This is a genomic window from Tenacibaculum sp. (assembly GCF_050290165.1).
Classification (GTDB): domain Bacteria; phylum Bacteroidota; class Bacteroidia; order Flavobacteriales; family Flavobacteriaceae; genus Polaribacter.
Map to the genome: position 1 here is coordinate 253,481 of NZ_JBNKHD010000002.1, position 17,936 is coordinate 271,416.

General features: G+C 31.3%; 17 protein-coding genes and 2 tRNA genes. 14 read left to right on the plus strand and 5 right to left on the minus strand.

Annotated features, from left to right (window positions below):
* Positions 1-13: 13 nt before the first annotated feature.
* Positions 14-442, plus strand: coding sequence for an Hsp20/alpha crystallin family protein (locus ACQY6M_RS03170; protein WP_428740365.1), 429 nt, complete (start codon positions 14-16; stop codon positions 440-442).
* Positions 443-538: 96 nt separating this feature from the next.
* Here the strand turns inward: ACQY6M_RS03170 and ACQY6M_RS03175 are convergent, their stop codons facing one another.
* Complete coding sequence (locus ACQY6M_RS03175) at positions 539-1,174, minus strand: OmpW/AlkL family protein (protein WP_428740366.1); 636 nt, start codon at positions 1,172-1,174, stop codon at positions 539-541.
* A 121-nt stretch (positions 1,175-1,295) separates the two neighbouring features.
* Between ACQY6M_RS03175 and smpB the strand changes: the two genes are divergently transcribed.
* The 5 genes from smpB to ACQY6M_RS03200 all read left to right on the plus strand — a co-directional run bounded on the left by smpB (position 1,296) and on the right by ACQY6M_RS03200 (position 4,944).
* Positions 1,296-1,754, plus strand: a complete 459-nt coding sequence (gene smpB / locus ACQY6M_RS03180; RefSeq protein WP_428740367.1) for an SsrA-binding protein SmpB — start codon at positions 1,296-1,298, stop codon at positions 1,752-1,754.
* Positions 1,754-2,650, plus strand: a complete 897-nt coding sequence (locus tag ACQY6M_RS03185) for a hypothetical protein (protein WP_428740368.1) — start codon at positions 1,754-1,756, stop codon at positions 2,648-2,650. The genes smpB and ACQY6M_RS03185 overlap by 1 nt, the downstream gene beginning before the upstream one ends.
* Positions 2,637-3,218, plus strand: coding sequence for a Maf-like protein (locus tag ACQY6M_RS03190; protein ID WP_428740369.1), 582 nt, complete (start codon positions 2,637-2,639; stop codon positions 3,216-3,218). Before ACQY6M_RS03185 ends, ACQY6M_RS03190 begins: the two co-directional genes overlap by 14 nt.
* A 54-nt stretch (positions 3,219-3,272) precedes the next feature.
* A complete protein-coding gene (locus ACQY6M_RS03195) occupies positions 3,273-4,223 on the plus strand; it encodes a transketolase family protein (RefSeq protein WP_428740370.1) in 951 nt (316 codons plus the stop codon).
* A gap of 106 nt (positions 4,224-4,329) precedes the next feature.
* The gene (locus ACQY6M_RS03200) at positions 4,330-4,944 is read left to right on the plus strand and encodes a porin family protein (protein WP_428740371.1); all 615 of its coding nucleotides are present in this window, start codon (positions 4,330-4,332) and stop codon (positions 4,942-4,944) included.
* A gap of 57 nt (positions 4,945-5,001) precedes the next feature.
* Here ACQY6M_RS03200 and ACQY6M_RS03205 read toward each other — a convergent pair whose 3' ends face one another.
* The gene (locus ACQY6M_RS03205) at positions 5,002-5,886 is read right to left on the minus strand and encodes an FKBP-type peptidyl-prolyl cis-trans isomerase (protein ID WP_428740372.1); all 885 of its coding nucleotides are present in this window, start codon (positions 5,884-5,886) and stop codon (positions 5,002-5,004) included.
* A 79-nt stretch (positions 5,887-5,965) separates the two neighbouring features.
* On the opposite strand from ACQY6M_RS03205, the gene ACQY6M_RS03210 reads away from it, so the two are divergent.
* Together ACQY6M_RS03210 and ACQY6M_RS03215 are read left to right on the plus strand one after the other, a co-directional pair.
* Complete coding sequence (locus ACQY6M_RS03210; RefSeq protein WP_428740373.1) at positions 5,966-6,355, plus strand: RNA-binding S4 domain-containing protein; 390 nt, start codon at positions 5,966-5,968, stop codon at positions 6,353-6,355.
* A gap of 27 nt (positions 6,356-6,382) precedes the next feature.
* The gene (locus tag ACQY6M_RS03215) at positions 6,383-6,880 is read left to right on the plus strand and encodes a phosphoribosyltransferase family protein (protein WP_428740374.1); all 498 of its coding nucleotides are present in this window, start codon (positions 6,383-6,385) and stop codon (positions 6,878-6,880) included.
* Here the strand turns inward: ACQY6M_RS03215 and ACQY6M_RS03220 are convergent.
* Positions 6,872-7,390: a shikimate kinase gene (locus ACQY6M_RS03220; protein WP_428740375.1), complete on the minus strand. Its 519-nt coding sequence runs from the start codon at positions 7,388-7,390 to the stop codon at positions 6,872-6,874. The genes ACQY6M_RS03215 and ACQY6M_RS03220 overlap by 9 nt on opposite strands.
* A 107-nt stretch (positions 7,391-7,497) precedes the next feature.
* On the opposite strand from ACQY6M_RS03220, the gene ACQY6M_RS03225 reads away from it, so the two are divergent.
* Positions 7,498-7,570, plus strand: a tRNA-Lys gene (locus ACQY6M_RS03225).
* A 39-nt stretch (positions 7,571-7,609) separates the two neighbouring features.
* Positions 7,610-7,695 (plus strand) — tRNA-Leu (locus ACQY6M_RS03230).
* A 124-nt stretch (positions 7,696-7,819) separates the two neighbouring features.
* Here ACQY6M_RS03230 and ACQY6M_RS03235 read toward each other — a convergent pair.
* Positions 7,820-9,538: a thiol-activated cytolysin family protein gene (locus tag ACQY6M_RS03235; protein WP_428740376.1), complete on the minus strand. Its 1,719-nt coding sequence runs from the start codon at positions 9,536-9,538 to the stop codon at positions 7,820-7,822.
* A gap of 219 nt (positions 9,539-9,757) precedes the next feature.
* Between ACQY6M_RS03235 and ACQY6M_RS03240 the strand changes: the two genes are divergently transcribed.
* The 4 genes from ACQY6M_RS03240 (at position 9,758) to ACQY6M_RS03255 (ending at position 16,917) form a co-directional block, all read left to right on the plus strand.
* Complete coding sequence (locus tag ACQY6M_RS03240; protein ID WP_428740377.1) at positions 9,758-10,540, plus strand: carboxypeptidase-like regulatory domain-containing protein; 783 nt, start codon at positions 9,758-9,760, stop codon at positions 10,538-10,540.
* A gap of 79 nt (positions 10,541-10,619) precedes the next feature.
* Positions 10,620-12,080: a S41 family peptidase gene (locus tag ACQY6M_RS03245; protein WP_428740378.1), complete on the plus strand. Its 1,461-nt coding sequence runs from the start codon at positions 10,620-10,622 to the stop codon at positions 12,078-12,080.
* Between the two features lie 107 nt (positions 12,081-12,187).
* Positions 12,188-15,856 carry a phosphoribosylformylglycinamidine synthase gene (gene purL / locus ACQY6M_RS03250; RefSeq protein WP_428740379.1) on the plus strand — a complete coding sequence of 1,223 codons (3,669 nt, stop codon included), beginning with the start codon at positions 12,188-12,190 and terminating at the stop codon, positions 15,854-15,856.
* Between the two features lie 635 nt (positions 15,857-16,491).
* The gene (locus tag ACQY6M_RS03255; protein ID WP_428740380.1) at positions 16,492-16,917 is read left to right on the plus strand and encodes a helix-turn-helix domain-containing protein; all 426 of its coding nucleotides are present in this window, start codon (positions 16,492-16,494) and stop codon (positions 16,915-16,917) included.
* Between the two features lie 217 nt (positions 16,918-17,134).
* On the opposite strand, the gene fabG is transcribed toward ACQY6M_RS03255, so the two are convergent.
* Complete coding sequence (fabG, locus tag ACQY6M_RS03260) at positions 17,135-17,881, minus strand: 3-oxoacyl-[acyl-carrier-protein] reductase (RefSeq protein ID WP_099214341.1); 747 nt, start codon at positions 17,879-17,881, stop codon at positions 17,135-17,137.
* Between the last annotated feature and the right edge of the window lie 55 nt (positions 17,882-17,936).

A 17,936-nucleotide genomic window follows, 5' to 3' on the forward strand; every position in this document is an offset into this window, starting at 1 on the left:
AAAATGTAAAGTTATGTTATTAAAGAAAACAGATTTCCCAGTATTTCCAAATGTTTTTAATGAATTTTTAAGAGATTGGTCTGCTACTAATTTTTCTGACACCAACACCACATTGCCAGCTGTAAACATTAAAGAAAATGAAAATGAATTTACAGTAAATGTTGCTGCTCCAGGAATGAACAAAGAAGATTTTATGATTAATCTTGAAAATGACATTCTAACGATTTCTTCAGAAAAAAAAGAAAGTCAAGAGAACCATGATGACAACTACACACGAAAAGAGTATAGTTATATGTCATTTAAAAGAAGTTTTACATTACCAAAAGGTGTTATAAATAGTGAAAAAATAAAAGCATCTTATTTAAACGGTGAATTAATAATTACGATTCCTAAATTAGACGAAGCTAAACCAAAACCTCCTAGACTAATTAAGGTTGATTAATTTATTTCTCATTAATCGTCGTCATTTTTATTAAAAAAAATAACACAAAAGAGCCGCAAAATTGTGGCTCTTTAGAATATTGATTTTAGCTACCAACTAAAATCTCACACCTACTCCAAAACCTATTAACAATGGGTTAATATCTACTTCTGCAGGAACAGTAGCAATACCTGCATTAACAGTTACATCAGTACTCAAACCTACATACTTAGCATCTACATTTAAAAACCAAGTATCGTCTAAATCATAATCAAAACCTAATTGAACAGCATAACCAAATCCGTTTTTATAATCTACATCTACAACAGCTCCAGGATCTGAGTTATAAAAAATAGTATAATTAACTCCAGCTCCCACATATGGTTTAAAATCACTTATGTTAAAATGATATTGTAAAGTTAAGGTTGGAGGTAATAACCAAACATCCCCTAAATCTACATTTCCTAAAGCAGTATTAACAGCTTTTACATCGTGATTTGTTGTTCCTAAAATTAACTCTGCTGCAATATTTTCAGTAAAGTAATAAGTAAAATCAAGTTCAGGTATAAAACTCTTTCCTATTTCAACATCTCCTCCAATAGTTCCTATTGTTGCTGATTCATTCGGTAAAACACTTACCCATCTAAAACGGGCTTGCCACTTTTTAAAATGATTAGCTTCAGTTGTTTCTTGTGCATTTACATTACTAAAAAATAAGATTCCCAATACCGTGCTCAATATAATTTTTTTCATGTTTATAAGTTTTAATTTTGGACAAAACTACCCCCCTTCTCTTCCTTAAAACATGACTTAAATCATAGCTTAATAATTTTATTTAACAACTTAAAATTATAGTTATATTTGTGTTCCATTTATGCAAAAAAACATCAACATACAGAATAAAAAAGCTCGTTTTGAATACGAGATACTAGACAAGTATACAGCAGGTATCCAACTTACTGGTACTGAGATAAAATCGATACGTCAAAGTAAAGCAAGAATTACAGAAAGCTTTTGTGAATTCAATGATAAAGGTGAGCTTTTTGTAGTAAACATGTATATTGAAGAATATGCTTTTGGTCATCATTACAACCACAAACCTAAAAGTGAACGTCGTTTACTTCTTAACAAACGAGAATTAAAGAAACTTGAAAAAGAAGTAGAGTCAAAAGGAAATACTATAGTACCGTTACGCTTATTCATTAATGAAAATGGTTGGGCTAAATTAGAAATTGCATTAGCTAAAGGAAAGAAGACACACGATAAGAGACAAACTATTAAAGACCGCGACAATAAAGTTGATTTAGCCCGAATAAAAAAGGCTTTCAACTAATGAATAATACTTTCTTAAATATTATTCAATGGAAAAAGATTGTTTACTTTATTTTTATTTTATTTTTATTTAAGTTTTGTTTTCTGTATGGTTATCGTTTTAAAACTACACTTTCTTTTTTTGATTTAGGACTTCTTTCTATTTCGAGCGCATTGTTATTAGCTTCTGGTTATTTAATTAGTTTTTATTTTAGGAATCAACTTAAAAAGACCAGAATTTGTTTAGAAAAAATAAAAATTACCTCCTCCTATATACTAATCTTAGGAGTTATAATTGGTTTTATTTTTTCTTTTAAAATTCACAAACCTTGGTATGGATTAATTTTTGTCTTTTCTCCAATAGTTGTTATACTATACTCTAAAAACAACCCTATAAAAAATTTTTTTAGCAGTATAGTCACCTCTTTTCTCAAACCTTTCGCCATAATAACCTTATGGTGGTTTGATTCTCCTATAGATCCCTCTCCTAGTCAATGGGATTTATTTTTCATGTTGGAAATGGTAACAATGCTATATATTTTAATATCTTTTTTAGGCAATATTTCTAGAGAAATTATTGTAGATATAATTAATACTAATGAAGATAATTTACAGAATCAAAAAACCCTTCCTATCTTATTAGGAAGAAAAAGAGCTAAAAACGTCGCTTTAATACTATCTGTTACTGTTTGGTTTCTAATTTTTTTTGTAGCAGTTATTTTTATTAAAAATAAATTCATTTTAACCACTATAATCCTTTTAGGCAACATACCACAGTTATACTATATTTACCTTTTAATGAATGCCACAGATATTAAAAACTATAAATTTTTGTACACTGTAAATCAATTTATTTTTTTATTTGCTTTAGCTAGTGTTCCTGTTGTGGCTTACTATTTTAAATATGTTATTAAATAAACTCTCAAAATACTCTATCATACTTGCTTCAAACTCTCCAAGAAGACAAGAATTAATTAAAAGTTTAGACATTCCTTTTACGGTAAAAATAAAGGAAATTGAAGAAGTATACCCTGAAGAATTACAACAAGCAGAAATAACAGACTATCTTTCTGCATTAAAAGCTTCTCCTTTTAAACTTGAACTAAAAGATAATGAACTTTTAATAACTTCCGACACCATCGTTTGGGCTAACAATAGAGCGTTAGGAAAACCTAAAAATTATAAAGAGGCTTTTAGTGCTTTAAAAGAGTTATCAAACTCTTCTCACAAAGTAATTACCTCAATATGTATTACCAATAAATCTTTTCAGCATGTTTTTAATGATAGTACTACAGTCACTTTTAGAGAGTTACTAGATGAAGAGATAGATTACTATATAACCAATTACAAACCATATGATAAAGCTGGAGCATATGGAATTCAAGAATGGATTGGTAAAATAGGAATTACAAAAATCGAAGGAAGCTATTTTAATGTTATGGGATTTCCTGTTCATAAACTTTACAAAGAATTATCAAAATTATAAGGCTACCTTTTTATAAAAGATTATTTTTGACACGTATTTACACAACACAAACTGATGAAAAAATATACTTATACTGAAAAAAAAGATACCCGCTCTGGGTTTGGTGATGGTTTAACTGAGTTAGGAAAAACAAATCCTAATGTTGTTGCCTTATGTGCAGATTTAACAGGCTCTTTAAAAATGAATGAGTTTGCTAAAAATCACCCAGAACGTTTCTTTCAAGTTGGAATTGCAGAAGCTAATATGATGGGAATTGCTGCGGGATTAACCATTGGTGGAAAAATTCCTTTTACAGGTACATTTGCTAACTTTTCTACAGGTCGTGTATACGATCAAATTCGTCAATCAATCGCATATTCTGATAAAAATGTAAAAATTTGTGCTTCTCACGCTGGATTAACTTTAGGTGAAGATGGAGCAACACATCAAATTTTAGAAGACATTGGATTAATGAAAATGTTACCAGGTATGACAGTTATCAATACTTGTGATTATAGCCAAACTAAAGCGGCTACTTTAGCTATTGCTGAATATGAAGGGCCAGTATATTTACGTTTTGGAAGACCAAGTGTTCCAGTATTTATGACTGATCAACCTTTTGAAATTGGTAAAGCAATTCAACTTACTGAAGGTACTGATGTTACTATTGTTGCAACTGGGCACTTAGTATGGGAAGCGTTACAAGCGGCTGAACAATTAGAAGAAAAAGGAATTTCTGCAGAGGTAATTAATATTCATACTATTAAACCTTTAGATGAAGAGGCTATTTTAAAATCAGTTGCTAAAACAGGATGTATTGTTACTGCTGAAGAGCATAACAAATATGGTGGTTTAGGTGAAAGTGTAGCTCGTTGTTTAGCTACAAATAATCCTACTCCACAAGAATTTGTAGCTGTAAATGATAGCTTTGGAGAGTCTGCAACCCCAGCAGAGTTAATGAAAAAATACGGATTGAATGATGAAACAATCATTAAAGCTGTAGAAAAAGTTATTTCAAGAAAATAAACTTAATATCCCAACAATAAATACACCACTTTCATGGTTTAAAGTGGTGTATTTTTTTATACAAGTAAATTTTAACCCCAATTATTAATAAATAAACTTACGACAAATGAAAAAAGTAGTTTTAATGATTTTCCTTTTTATAGGAGGAGCTCAAGTAGCACAAAGTCAAATCCAAGGAGGTATCAAAGCTGGTATCAACTACAACTCAGATTCTTTTTCTGATGTAAAAAATGACGCACTAAATGGAGCTAAAAGTAAAACAGGATTTCATGCTGGTGCTTGGTTACGTATAAACTTGCCTGTTACAGATCTATACTTAAGACCTGAATTGGTATATACTCAATTAAGTAATGAAGTTTCTTACGAGCCAGCTGGTTTTGCAGCAAAAACAACCACTTACGATTTTCAAAAAATTGATATTCCTGTTTTAGTAGGTATGAAATTCTTAAAAGTAGCACATGTTTTTGCAGGTCCTTCTTTTCAATATATTCTAGATTCTGATTTCGATATTAACGAACTAAAACAAGTTGATTCTGACGGATTCTCTGTTGGATTACAATTAGGTGCAGGTGTTGAATTAGGTAAATTAGGATTTGATGTTCGTTGGGAAAGAGCTTTATCTGATACTGAAGCAAATTTTATAGATAACAACGCTGGTCAAAACGTAAATTTTGATACTCGTGTAAATCAAATTATTTTAGGACTTTCATACAGATTCTAAAATAAAAGAAGTTATACAATAAAAAAAACCGAAGTAAAAACTTCGGTTTTTTTTTTCTTAATATTTAACTCTAATATCTCTATTTAAATAATCAGGTACTGTTGGATTATTTGGATCATTAAAATCATTTGCAGGATTTCCATCTCCATTTTTATCCTCATACTTTGTTAAAATTCCATCACCATCATCATCTGTATCTATATAATTAGGTATAAAATCCTCATCTGTATCGTCATTTCTAGGATCACCATCCCCATCCGGATCTTCCATTATGGAAGGAATTCCATCTAAATCATCGTCTGTGTTTGGTACTAAATCCCATAATTCAAAGTAAAATATTAGATTCTGATTTGCTCCGATAGATCCATCTCTACTTCCAGTATTTCTATACCCTAAACCAGAAGGGATAAATAAAATACCTTTTCCTCCATTTTCATAAGTAATTGGACCATTACCTGTAACGTTTTTACCTCCTTTAAAATGAACAAAACTATATGTCCATCCTCTTATAACCCCATTTAACGAAAACCAAGCTATGTTATTATCAAAATCAGAACTTAAACTATCTTTCTTTACTATTTTTTGCCCTCTATATTTTGCATAAACTGAGTCCATCACTGTTGGGAATCCTTTATCTGGATCAGGTGTCCCTTCACTATTTACATAATAATACAACTTATAGTTAATATCATTTTCTACAACCTCTTTAGTAACCAACTTATTATCATCAAATAAAGAAGTTTGACCATTATCAATAACCTTTACCGAATCTAAATCTGCATTATAATAATTATTCTTTAAAAAAGCTATTAAAGAATCATTGTCAATTACAGCCTGAGCCTCATGGTCAAAATTATCAACTGTAGAATTACTATCATTTCCACAAGAATATAAAAGGGTACTAAGGATAGCAGTATAAAATAGATGTTTAAATTTTATCATTTAATTTTGGAATTTTAACGCGCAATTTACCATTTTTATACCTTTGTAAAAAACGAAACAATAAAAATTAACTTTTTATATGAGAATTGACAAATATTTGTGGTGTATTCGCTTATTTAAAACCAGAAGTATTGCCACAGATGCTTGTAAAAAAGGGCATGTGAAGATCGACGGAACCAATCTTAAACCATCAAAGGAAGTTTTTGGAAATGAAGAAATTGTCATCCGTAAGAATCAAATCAACTACAAGATAAGAATACTAGACCTCCCTCCTAACCGTGTAGGGGCTAAACTAGTCGATTTATACCGAAAGGATTTAACTCCTAAAGAAGAATTTGAAAAAACAGAATTACTAAAATACTCACAGGATTACTATCGCAAAAAAGGAGCTGGACGACCTACCAAAAAAGATAGACGTGATATTGATGATTATTATGATGATTCTGACAAAAATGATGTTAATTTGTAACTCCGTAGTTAAAACCTGTAAGTAAAAATGACTAACAATATTATCTTAAACAATACACAAATAGAGCAAAAAATTCGTAGAATAGCTTTTCAAATTTACGAGAGTAATAGTGAGGAAAAAGAAATCATTATTGCAGGTATAGCTGATAACGGTTATTTTCTTGCTGAAAAAATTTCTGCTGTTTTAAATAAAATTTCTCCCTTACAAGTAATACTTTGTAAAGTTTCTATCGATAAGAAAAAACCGACTACTCCTATCACCACATCTATTACTAGTGATGAATATAAGAATAAGGCTGTAGTATTGGTAGACGATGTTTTAAATTCAGGAACTACGTTAATATATGGTGTAAAACATTTTTTAGAAGTTCCTTTAAAACGATTCAAAACAGCGGTACTAGTTAATAGAAATCACAAAAAATACCCCGTAAAAGCAGACTTTAAAGGTATTTCTCTATCTACTTCTATTAAAGAACACGTTGTAGTTGAATTTAAAAGCGATGAAACTATAGCATATTTAAGCTAATAATTCTTGTAACTCTACGGTAGTTTCTTCAACACTTTTATTGTCTACAGTTAGTGTATAGGTAGCTTGGTTATAGTAATAACTTCGTTCAAATAAATGTTTGGCAATAAACTCAGCTAACTCATCTTTACCTAAGTCTGCTAAAAGTGGACGCTGGCCTTTTTCGTTTTCTAATCTTTCTAATACAGTATTAATAGATGTTTTTAGGTATACAGACTTCACATTTGCAGAACTTTGTAACACCTTCATATTTCCCGCATAACAAGGTGTCCCCCCTCCTAATGACAATACAAAATCTTCTTTCTTTTCTAGAAGTTCTTTCAAATATACGTGCTCTTGCTTACGAAAATAGATTTCTCCTTTTCCACTAAACACTTCTGATACCGACATATTCTCCTTTTTTTCAATATATGCGTCCAAATCGATGAAAGGAATTTGTCTTTTTTCTGCTAAAATCTTCCCAATAGTCGATTTTCCGCTAGCCATATACCCCAATAATACAATTTTCATAAACTAGTAATTAAGCAGTTACAAATATGAGTAAAAAATATTACAAAAAAGCTTTTTAGATTTAAAGAACAGTTGTATATTTGCAACCGCTTTCACAAAGAAGCAATGACCGGGTAGCTCAGTTGGTAGAGCATCTCCCTTTTAAGGAGAGGGTCCTGGGTTCGAGCCCCAGCCCGGTCACAAAAAAGTTAAGCAATTTGCTTAACTTTTTTAGTTTACGCACGTATGGCGGAATTGGTAGACGCGCAGGCTTGAGGGGCTTGTTTCCAACGGAAGTGCAGGTTCGACTCCTGTTACGTGCACCATAAAAAGCACAATACATTTTTGTATTGTGCTTTTTTATTTTTATAAAATTAAGGTAATATCAATTTCACATAAAAAACAAGGAAGCTAAAAAGCCTCCTTGCGTTAAATTTTGTACTGAATTATTTAGTTTATAATATATGTATCATAATCTAAATAACAAGTATCTCCTTGAACTATGGTTCTTACACCATTCCATGTTTTATTATGAAGACCATCTCCTACTGTATAATTATCTACATACGGATTATGTCTTGTATAATCTTCCCATTTTTTTGAACTAAGATTATACTCATATTCATTAGTAGCTTTTACACCATCGCTATAAACATAACATCCAGAATCACATTCTCCTACTACAGAAACAATTCTAAAGCGTTCACCTGCCTTAGCTTTTACCATAAAATCAATCACTTCTCCATCAGCTACACTTCTTTTTTGGTTGAATTTATAATAATCTAACCCCACATGATCTTCAATTCCGTAGCCCCAGTAAATTTTCTTTCCTGCTAAGTACCAAGATCCTAATTCTTGATCATACTTTTCTACATAAAATCTACCAAAAAGCTCAGCTCCACTAGTTCCATGATCGCTTCCATATAGCGCGACATCTGTTGGGTCAACTCTTATCTTATCATAATATACTAAATCACATTCTCTAATAACATACTCTAAATTTGAGCTTACTTTAAAAGGTCTGTTGTCATAGGTGTAATTTACTTTATAAGAAATTGGATATCCTGGATTATCAACTGATACTTCCGCTCCTTCTTTCAAAAAGTCAACAACCTTATCTAAATTATTAGCCATAGCAGCTAAAGATGATGCTATTCCTGAAGTAGCATTTCCTCCTAATTGCTTTACTTTAACAGTCGACTCACTGAAAATTGATTTATACCTTGCTTTTAATTCTGCATTTACTTGTGTTCCTACTGTTTTATAAGCAAAATTCAATGCTGCTTCAACTTCTTTAGCACTACTACTTGATTCATAAATTAACGTATACAGTTTTCCATAAGTTACTGATTCTATATACGAAGATGGATTTTGTTGATCTTGACTTACCTCTAAATAATCTGTTACGTAAGGCTTTAATCTATCTGGAGAAACATCATCATTAAACCATCCATTCTTTCCTATGATTCCTTCTTTAGGAGATACAGAAGCTGTAAAAAAACGTTGTTTCAAAGTAACTGCATACCTAGTTTTTTGAGAAGAAAAATCTAACCCAAAACTACCAGACACATTTACACTAGGTCCAGAATACCCTGCATTTAACGAAAGTTGAAATTGTTTTTCATCATGGATTCTCTGAATACTAATGTCAAAACTAGCAGGAAAATTAGCCTCACTTTTATAATATGCATTTAAAATAGCGTTTAAATTGTCTTGTACTTTTCCTGGTGTTGGAGCTTCAATAGTTCTTGAAGTAGAAGCAGATGTTCCTGATAACACATTAACTCTTACCTCTACAGGATTCCTATCATCTCCATAAATCGGTATAGACACTGGAGCTCCATCTTGTATAGATCTTGCTGCCACCAAATTACCAGGCCATAATAAAGAACTATTAGCATCTAGAATAAAAAAATCTGAATCTGTTTGAGTAAATGATATTTCTTTATCTACACAATTCTCTTCCACACCAACTCCTTTAGCGCTAGAAGACATCTTATCATGCAGCTCTCTAATATTTAAATTATGAATACCTTCAGGTGTATCTGGTGTTATAAATTGAGCTATTTGCTCTTTGCTAGAATTTATTTCAGAATTGTATAATACATCGTCTTTTTGACATGAAATAATTGAAAAAAGTGTTAATCCAAGTATTTTTAGATATTTCATTTATTTGTTTTTTAATTTAACATTGCTTTAATTAAGACCTCGAGGAGTAATTAAACATCCTTAGATGCGTTTCCCCTACTTTTTTACTTAATTTTTTAATTATTTACATTTTTTAGTGTTATTTTTTTGAATTTTAACCAAAAAAACGTAGTTTTTTTAAACAAAATAATTTCACAAAATATTAACGAGAGCAAAGCCTATTATTCTTATTTTCGCCCTATGCAGAAACAATTATCATTCCTAGTAGCAATACTATTTAGTATATCTATTCAAGCGCAAGACAGACTAAAAGGGCAAATTATAGACTCTGAGTCTAAAAAACCTTTAAGTGCAGCCCATCTATTAAATCTAAATAGTGTTGTTGGTACAATTACTAACGAAGACGGTTTATTTAATTTGACCGCTAAAACAAACGACACTATTTTAGTTTCTTATTTAGGATATGCTTCTATAAAATTAAAAGTTACCAACGACCTTTTAAAGGGGAATGAAGTTGTAATCTCTTTAGAAGAAAAACCTGAAGAAGTAAAAGAAGTTGTTATTAAATCCACAAAATTAATTGGTGTATTAGAAGTAGATGTAAAACAGGTTCCGAAAGATCGTTTTACAAGAATACACATTAATGGTTTACCACAAACTTACGAAGTTGGAAGACCTCAAAAAATTTCCTCTCCTATTGCTCAGTTGTTAAACCCTGTTGACATGGTTTACAACCTTTTTGGTAGCAAACCTAAACAACTAAAGAAATTGAAAAAACTAAAGAAAGAGGACGACTTACGTAAAATGCTCGCAGGTAAATTTGACCGTGAGGTAATGATGGAATACTTAGAAATGGACAGAGCCGAACTAAATAAGCTACTTTCTGATTGTAATTATTCTGAATACTTTATAAAAAAAGCAAGCGATTTACAGATAATTGAGGCAGTGTTAAACTGTTACGAAAACTATAAAGCTGTAAAAAAAGGAAAAATAGAACGCAATCGCACACCTGAAAGAAATTAAACATTATCCACAAAAGATAGGGTAAATCTTATTATAATTGTTACAATATTTACAGAACTTCAAATAATTACTTTAAATAATGAGAAAAATAATATTTCTATCTTTTGTGTTATTTACAATGCTAAGTTGCAATAAAGATGATAAAATAGTTCCGAATGGTGATAATGAACCAGATGTAACTTTAAATAACACAGTAAATAATTTTGTATGGAAAGCCATGAATTCCTGGTACAATTGGCAAGAAAACGTTACAAATTTAGCAGATAGTAAAGATGATAATATTAATGACTACTACACGTTTTTAAATTCATATAGTACACCTAATTCTTTATTTGAAAGTTTAAAACATGCTGATGATGATTTTTCTTGGTTTATTGAAGATTACGTCGCTCAACAACAGCAATTTCAAGGAATCTCTAAAACATTTGGTTTTAGGCCTAGCTTAGTAAGAGTTGGTACCACAAATTATGTAATCATATACATTCAACATGTTTCGGACAACTCACCTGCTGATCTTGCTGGTTTTAAAAGAGGAGATATTATAAATGCTATAAACGGAACAGTAATGACTCTTGATAATTATAAAAATGTATTAAATGGATATTATGAAGAAACAGCTGAGTTTTCGTTTACTGAAAAAGATGGACAAACCTTTAAAGAAAAGAAAACTATAACACAAGCCGTTGTTTCTGATAACCCTGTCTATCTAACAAAAGTTTTTGATAACATCAACGGAAAAAAAGTTGGATATATCGTATATAATGGATTCAGATCATCATATAACGATGAACTTAATGCTGCTTTTGCTGAATTAAAAGCAGCTGGAGTACAAGAACTAGTTTTAGATTTAAGAATTAACGGTGGTGGTTCAGTTGAAACATCTGCTTATTTAGCTAGTATGATTCGTAACGAAGCTGGAACTGATAAATTCGCTGAGTTACGCTTTAACCAAAAACATGCTCAGTATAATGAACCTTATTATTTCAATAATACTTTAAACGTTTATGATGCTGAAGGTAAAAAGGTAAGTGAAGAAGCAATTAATAGATTACCTGGAATTAGCAGGTTATATGTTTTAGCTTCTAGTAGCACAGCTTCAGCTAGTGAAATGATTATAAATGGATTAAGACCTTTTATAGAAGTAAAAGTAGTAGGTACCAAAACCGTAGGAAAAAACGAAGGATCAATTACATTGTATGATTCTCCAACTAGTGATTATACAAATCCGAACACAGCCAATTCAACTCATAAAATGGCTATGCAACCAATTGTTTTTCAAATTTATAATAAATTGGATCAAAATGATTATGGTGAAGGATTTGAACCTAACATTTTAATAGAGGAGTGGAAATATTGGGATAACATTCTACCTTTTGGTGATGAAAATGAAATAGTATTAAAAACAGCTTTAGATGATATTAGAGGAGTATCTGCAAAGTCTCCTTACGAAGTAAAAAGTTTTGAACGTATTGATATCAACCTATCTACTAATAAATTCGAACAAGAAATGTATATTGATAATCATTACTTCGAGAAGTAAAAAACACAATAAAAAGCAGCAAAATTTTGCTGCTTTTTTTATACCTCTAATTCATTCAAAAGAATTAAATTTACACCTTTCAAAAACACACACAAACACAACTAATAATGATTCATTTCTTTGGAAACGTAAACAGCAAGGTTTTTGCTGTTCAAACAACAGAAGAATTAACATCTGAAACAATTTCGAAATTAACCTGGTTATTTGGCAACCAACCGAAAATAAATGCGGCGTCTCTTGACGCCTTTTTTGTTGGGCCTAGAGCAGCAATGATTACTCCTTGGAGTACCAACGCTGTTGAAATTACTCAAAACATGGGAATTTCTGGAATTATCAGAATTGAAGAATTTGATGCAGTAGCTAATGATTTTTCTAACTTCGACCCTATGATTTCTCAAAAGTTTGACGGATTAAACCAAGAAACTTTTACGATTAATATTCAACCTGAACCAATTTTAGAAATTGAGGATATAGCTGCATACAACGAGCAAGAAGGGTTGGCTTTAAGCGATGAAGAAGTAGCTTATTTAGAAAGCGTAGCAGTTAAAATTGGAAGAAAATTAACCGACTCTGAAGTATTTGGATTTTCTCAAGTAAATTCAGAACACTGTCGTCATAAAATTTTCAATGGAACCTTTGTTATTGATGGTGAAGAAATGCCTACTTCTTTATTCAAGTTAATTAAAGAAACATCTGCAAAGAATCCTAACGATATTGTATCTGCCTATAAAGACAATGTAGCTTTTATTAAGGGGCCAAAAGTAGAACAATTTGCTCCGAAAAGTGCTGACAAACCAGATTTTTACGAAACGAAAGAATTTGAATCAGTTATTTCTTTAAAAGCTGAAACACATAACTTCCCTACTACTGTTGAACCGTTTAACGGTGCTGCTACAGGATCTGGTGGTGAAATTCGTGATAGATTAGCTGGAGGAAAAGGATCGTTACCTTTAGCAGGTACTGCTGTTTACATGACTTCTTATTCTCGTTTAGAAGAGAATCGTCCTTGGGAAAAAGGAATGAATGAACGTAAGTGGTTATACCAAACTCCAATGGACATCTTAATCAAAGCTTCCAATGGAGCTTCTGATTTTGGTAATAAATTCGGTCAGCCTTTAATCTGTGGTTCAGTATTAACTTTTGAACATGAAGAAGATGCTCGCAAACTTGGTTTCGATAAAGTTATTATGCAAGCAGGTGGTATTGGATATGGTAAAAAAGATCAAGCTTTAAAAGATACTCCACAAGAAGGAGATAAAATAGTAATCTTAGGTGGTGAAAACTACCGTATTGGTATGGGAGGAGCTGCGGTTTCTTCTGCTGATACTGGAGAATTTTCAACAGGAATTGAATTAAATGCCATTCAACGTTCAAACCCTGAAATGCAAAAACGTGCTGCAAATGCAGTTCGTGGTATGGTAGAAAGTGATGAGAACTTTATTGTTTCTATTCACGATCATGGAGCTGGTGGGCACTTAAACTGTCTATCAGAATTAGTGGAAGATACTGGAGGAAAAATCGATTTAGATAAATTACCTGTAGGAGACCCTACTCTATCTGATAAAGAGATTATTGGAAATGAGTCGCAAGAGCGTATGGGGTTAGTGATTGCTGAAAAACATATTGATACTCTTAATAAGATTGCTGAACGTGAGCGTTCGCCAATGTACACTGTAGGTGATGTTACTGGGGATCACCGTTTTACTTTTGAATCTAAAACCAATGGTAACAAACCAATGGATTTAGCTTTAGAAGATATGTTTGGAAGTTCTCCAAAAACAATTATGACTGATAAAACAGTAAATCGTAATTATGCTGATGTTGAGTATTCTAAAGAAAACTTTACTCAATATTTAGAACAAGTTTTACAATTAGAAGCTGTTGCCTGTAAAGATTGGTTGACTAATAAAGTTGACCGCTGTGTTGGTGGAAAAGTAGCAAAACAACAATGTGTTGGTTCATTACAAATTCCATTGAACAATGTCGGTGTAATGGCATTAGATTATAAAGGTAAAGAAGGAATTGCTACTACAATTGGACACTCTCCTATTTCTGGATTGATTGATCCAGAAGCTGGAAGTAAAAACTCAATCGCTGAAGCTTTAACAAATATAGTATGGGCTCCTTTAAAAGATGGTTTACAATCGGTTTCATTATCAGCAAACTGGATGTGGCCCTGTAAAAATGAAGGTGAAGATGCTCGTTTATACAAAGCAGTAAAAGCTATTTCTGATTTTTCTATTGATTTAGGAATCAACGTTCCAACAGGAAAAGATTCTTTATCAATGAAACAGAAGTATCCTAATGAAGAAGTAATTTCTCCAGGAACGGTAGTTATTTCTGCTGCTGCTAACTGTAACGATATTACTAAAGTAGTAGAACCTGTTTTACAACCAAACAAAGGAGACATCTATTATATCAACTTATCACAAGATGATTTTAAATTAGGAGGAAGCTCGTTTGCACAAATAGTAAACAAATTAGGTAACTCTACTCCTACTATTACTAATAATGAGTTCTTTAAATCGGTATTTAATGTTTTACAAAATTTAATTAAGGAAGGAAAAATCGTTGCTGGTCACGATGTTGCATCTGGAGGATTGATTACTACCCTATTAGAATTGTGCTTTGCGGATGTAAATGTAGGTGCCAATTTAGATTTATCTGCTTTAAATGAAGCTGATAGTATTAAATTGTTATTTGCTGAAAACTCAGGAATTGTTTTCCAAGCAGCTGATACTTCTGTAGAACAAACTTTAGCTGATAATAATATTGAATTCTTTAAAATTGGTTCGGTAACTGAGTCTGATCGTTTAAATATTAAAAATGGATCTGATATTTTTGCTTTATCTATTGCTGAATTAAGAGATACTTGGTATAAGACTTCTTATTTATTAGATCAAAAACAAACAGCTAATGATTTAGCTAAAGATCGTTTTGATAATTATAAAAACCAACCATTAAAATATACATTCCCAACTCATTTCACAGGAAAACTTACAGATACTGTTGGTACTGTAACTAACAGACCAAAAGCTGCTATCATTCGTGAAAAAGGTTCAAACTCTGAACGTGAAATGGCAAATGCTATGTATTTAGCTGGTTTTGATGTGAAGGATGTTCATATGACGGATTTAATTTCTGGTCGTGAAACTTTAGAAGATATTCAATTTATTGGAGCTGTTGGAGGTTTTTCTAATTCGGATGTTTTAGGTTCTGCAAAAGGATGGGCAGGAGCATTTTTATATAATGAAAAAGCGAACACTGCTTTGAAAAACTTCTTCAAAAGAGAAGATACCCTTTCTGTTGGTATTTGTAACGGATGTCAGTTGTTTATGGAATTAGAATTAATTAATCCAGAACATAACAAACACGGTAAGATGTTACACAATGAATCTAAAAAACACGAAAGTTCTTTTACATCTGTAAAAGTTCAAGAGAATAATTCAGTAATGTTATCTAGTTTAGCAGGAACTGAATTAGGAGTTTGGATTTCTCACGGAGAAGGAAAATTCAATTTACCAGAAACTGAAGACAATTATAACATTGTTGCTAAGTACGGATATGAAGGATATCCTAACAATCCAAACGGTTCAGATTATAATACAGCAATGATGTGTGATAAGACTGGTCGTCATTTAGTAACTATGCCACATATTGAGCGTTCTACTTTCCAATGGAACTGGGCTTACTATCCACAAGACAGACAAGATGAAGTTTCACCTTGGTTAGAAGCTTTTGTTAATGCAAGAAAATGGATAGAGAATAAAAAGTAAGTAGAATACAACTTTCTCAACAATAATGAAGCACTCTGTAAACAGGGTGCTTTCTTTTTTTTACAAAAGTAAACAATAAAATACATGTTTCACATTTGTTAACGCTTGAATTATTGTTACAATTGTAATAAACTCATAAAATTATAACTATTACTTGAGTATTTTAGATCTTTATAAGTAATTATTACTTTAAGTTTATTAAGCCTTATAACTTAAAGTAGCAATATAGACTTTATACTTTTCTCATGCTCATTTTTAAGATTTTAAAGGTAAATTAAAAAAGGAAGCTACTTAATAACGATTCTAACTCTATTCTACTGTTCAATTCTTTAAAATGCACTATAAAAAGGTACTTTAAAGTGAATTAAGAGGGATGTTTACAATATAAAACAGTAATAATTTAAGTTTCTTAAGTGTTACAATTGTAACTATACGTCTTCACTCACATTATAACCTTTCTCTATATCTATAACTTAAAGTCTTGTTTTTTAGTTATTTAAGTATATTTATTTAAAGTATTTTATGTGTTTAGTTGAGATTAATTTGAAAAAAAATCACTTTTTACTTGTTTACAATTATAAAACTACATATATTTACAACTGTAAACAACCCCTAATGTTTACATAAGTAAACAAATGATAGAAAGACTAAAACAGATATTAGATTATTACAATTTATCAGCGTCTAGTTTTGCAGATAAAATTGATGTTCCAAGATCTAGCATTTCTCACCTATTATCAGGAAGAAATAAACCGAGCTTAGATTTTATTATAAAAGTTGAAACGGCTTTTGATGAAGTAGACTTGAATTGGTTAGTATATGGTAAAGGTAGTTTTCCTCCAAATACAGAAAAACAAGAGAGAAATATAAAAATTGAGAAAAATGAAGCTCCTTCTCTGTTCGCTGAAAATCCTGTATTTGACCAAGAACCCGAAAAAAAATCAAATACGCAATTCTCAGAGAGTCATCAAAAACAGAAAGAATCCGTTGCTTTTAGAGAAATTAAAAATATTTTGGTTCTATATGACGATGGAACCTTTGAAGATTACAAAAAAAGATAATTATATAAAGATTCCCCCAAACCCTGAGAAATCAAAACCCCTTTAAATTTGATTTCGACAATTAGAAATCTCCCCCAAATTATGGATTTCTAAAAATTTCCCCTACGTGTTACCAAGTCCCCTTAAAAAACTTGGTTACCAAATTGACCCCTCAAATAAAAAAGTCCTGTATCAAATAGATACAGGACTTTTGGCTTTTATTTAAAAAAAATCTTTTCTAAGTTAACATTCCTCCGTCAACCGATAATGTTTGTCCAGTAATATATGAACTCATATCAGATGCTAAGAATACACAAGCGTTTGCAATATCTTGAGGAGTACCACCTCTTTTTAAAGGAATTTCGTTTCTCCAACCTTCAACAACTTTTTCGTCTAATTTTGCAGTCATCTCAGTTTCAATAAAACCAGGAGCAACAACATTACTACGAATGTTTCGAGATCCTAACTCTAAAGCTACAGATTTTGAGAATCCTAAAATTCCTGCTTTTGAAGCTGCATAATTAGCTTGACCAGCATTTCCTTTCAATCCAACAACTGAACTCATATTAATAATTGAACCTGCACGTTGTTTCATCATTGGACGAATCACCGCTTTTGTTAAATTGAAAACTGACTTTAAGTTTACTTCAATTACTTTATCAAAATCGTCTTCAGAAATACGCATTAACAAATTGTCTTTTGTAATACCCGCATTGTTTACTAATACATCAATAGTTCCGAATTCTTCTAAAACATTTTTAGCTAACTCTTGTGCCGCATCAAACTCAGCTGCGTTTGATTGGTATCCTTTTGCTTTTACTCCTAATGCTTTCAACTCATTTTCTAAAGCAGTTGCTGCTTCTACAGAAGAGCTATAAGTAAATGCAACGTTACATCCTTGATTTGCAAACTCTAAGGCAATTCCTCTACCAATTCCTCTAGTAGCACCTGTAACAATTGCAGTTTTATTTTCTAAAAGTTTCATTTATTAGTTGTTTTATCAGGTCAAATATATAAATAAAATCCTGCTAAAAAATAAT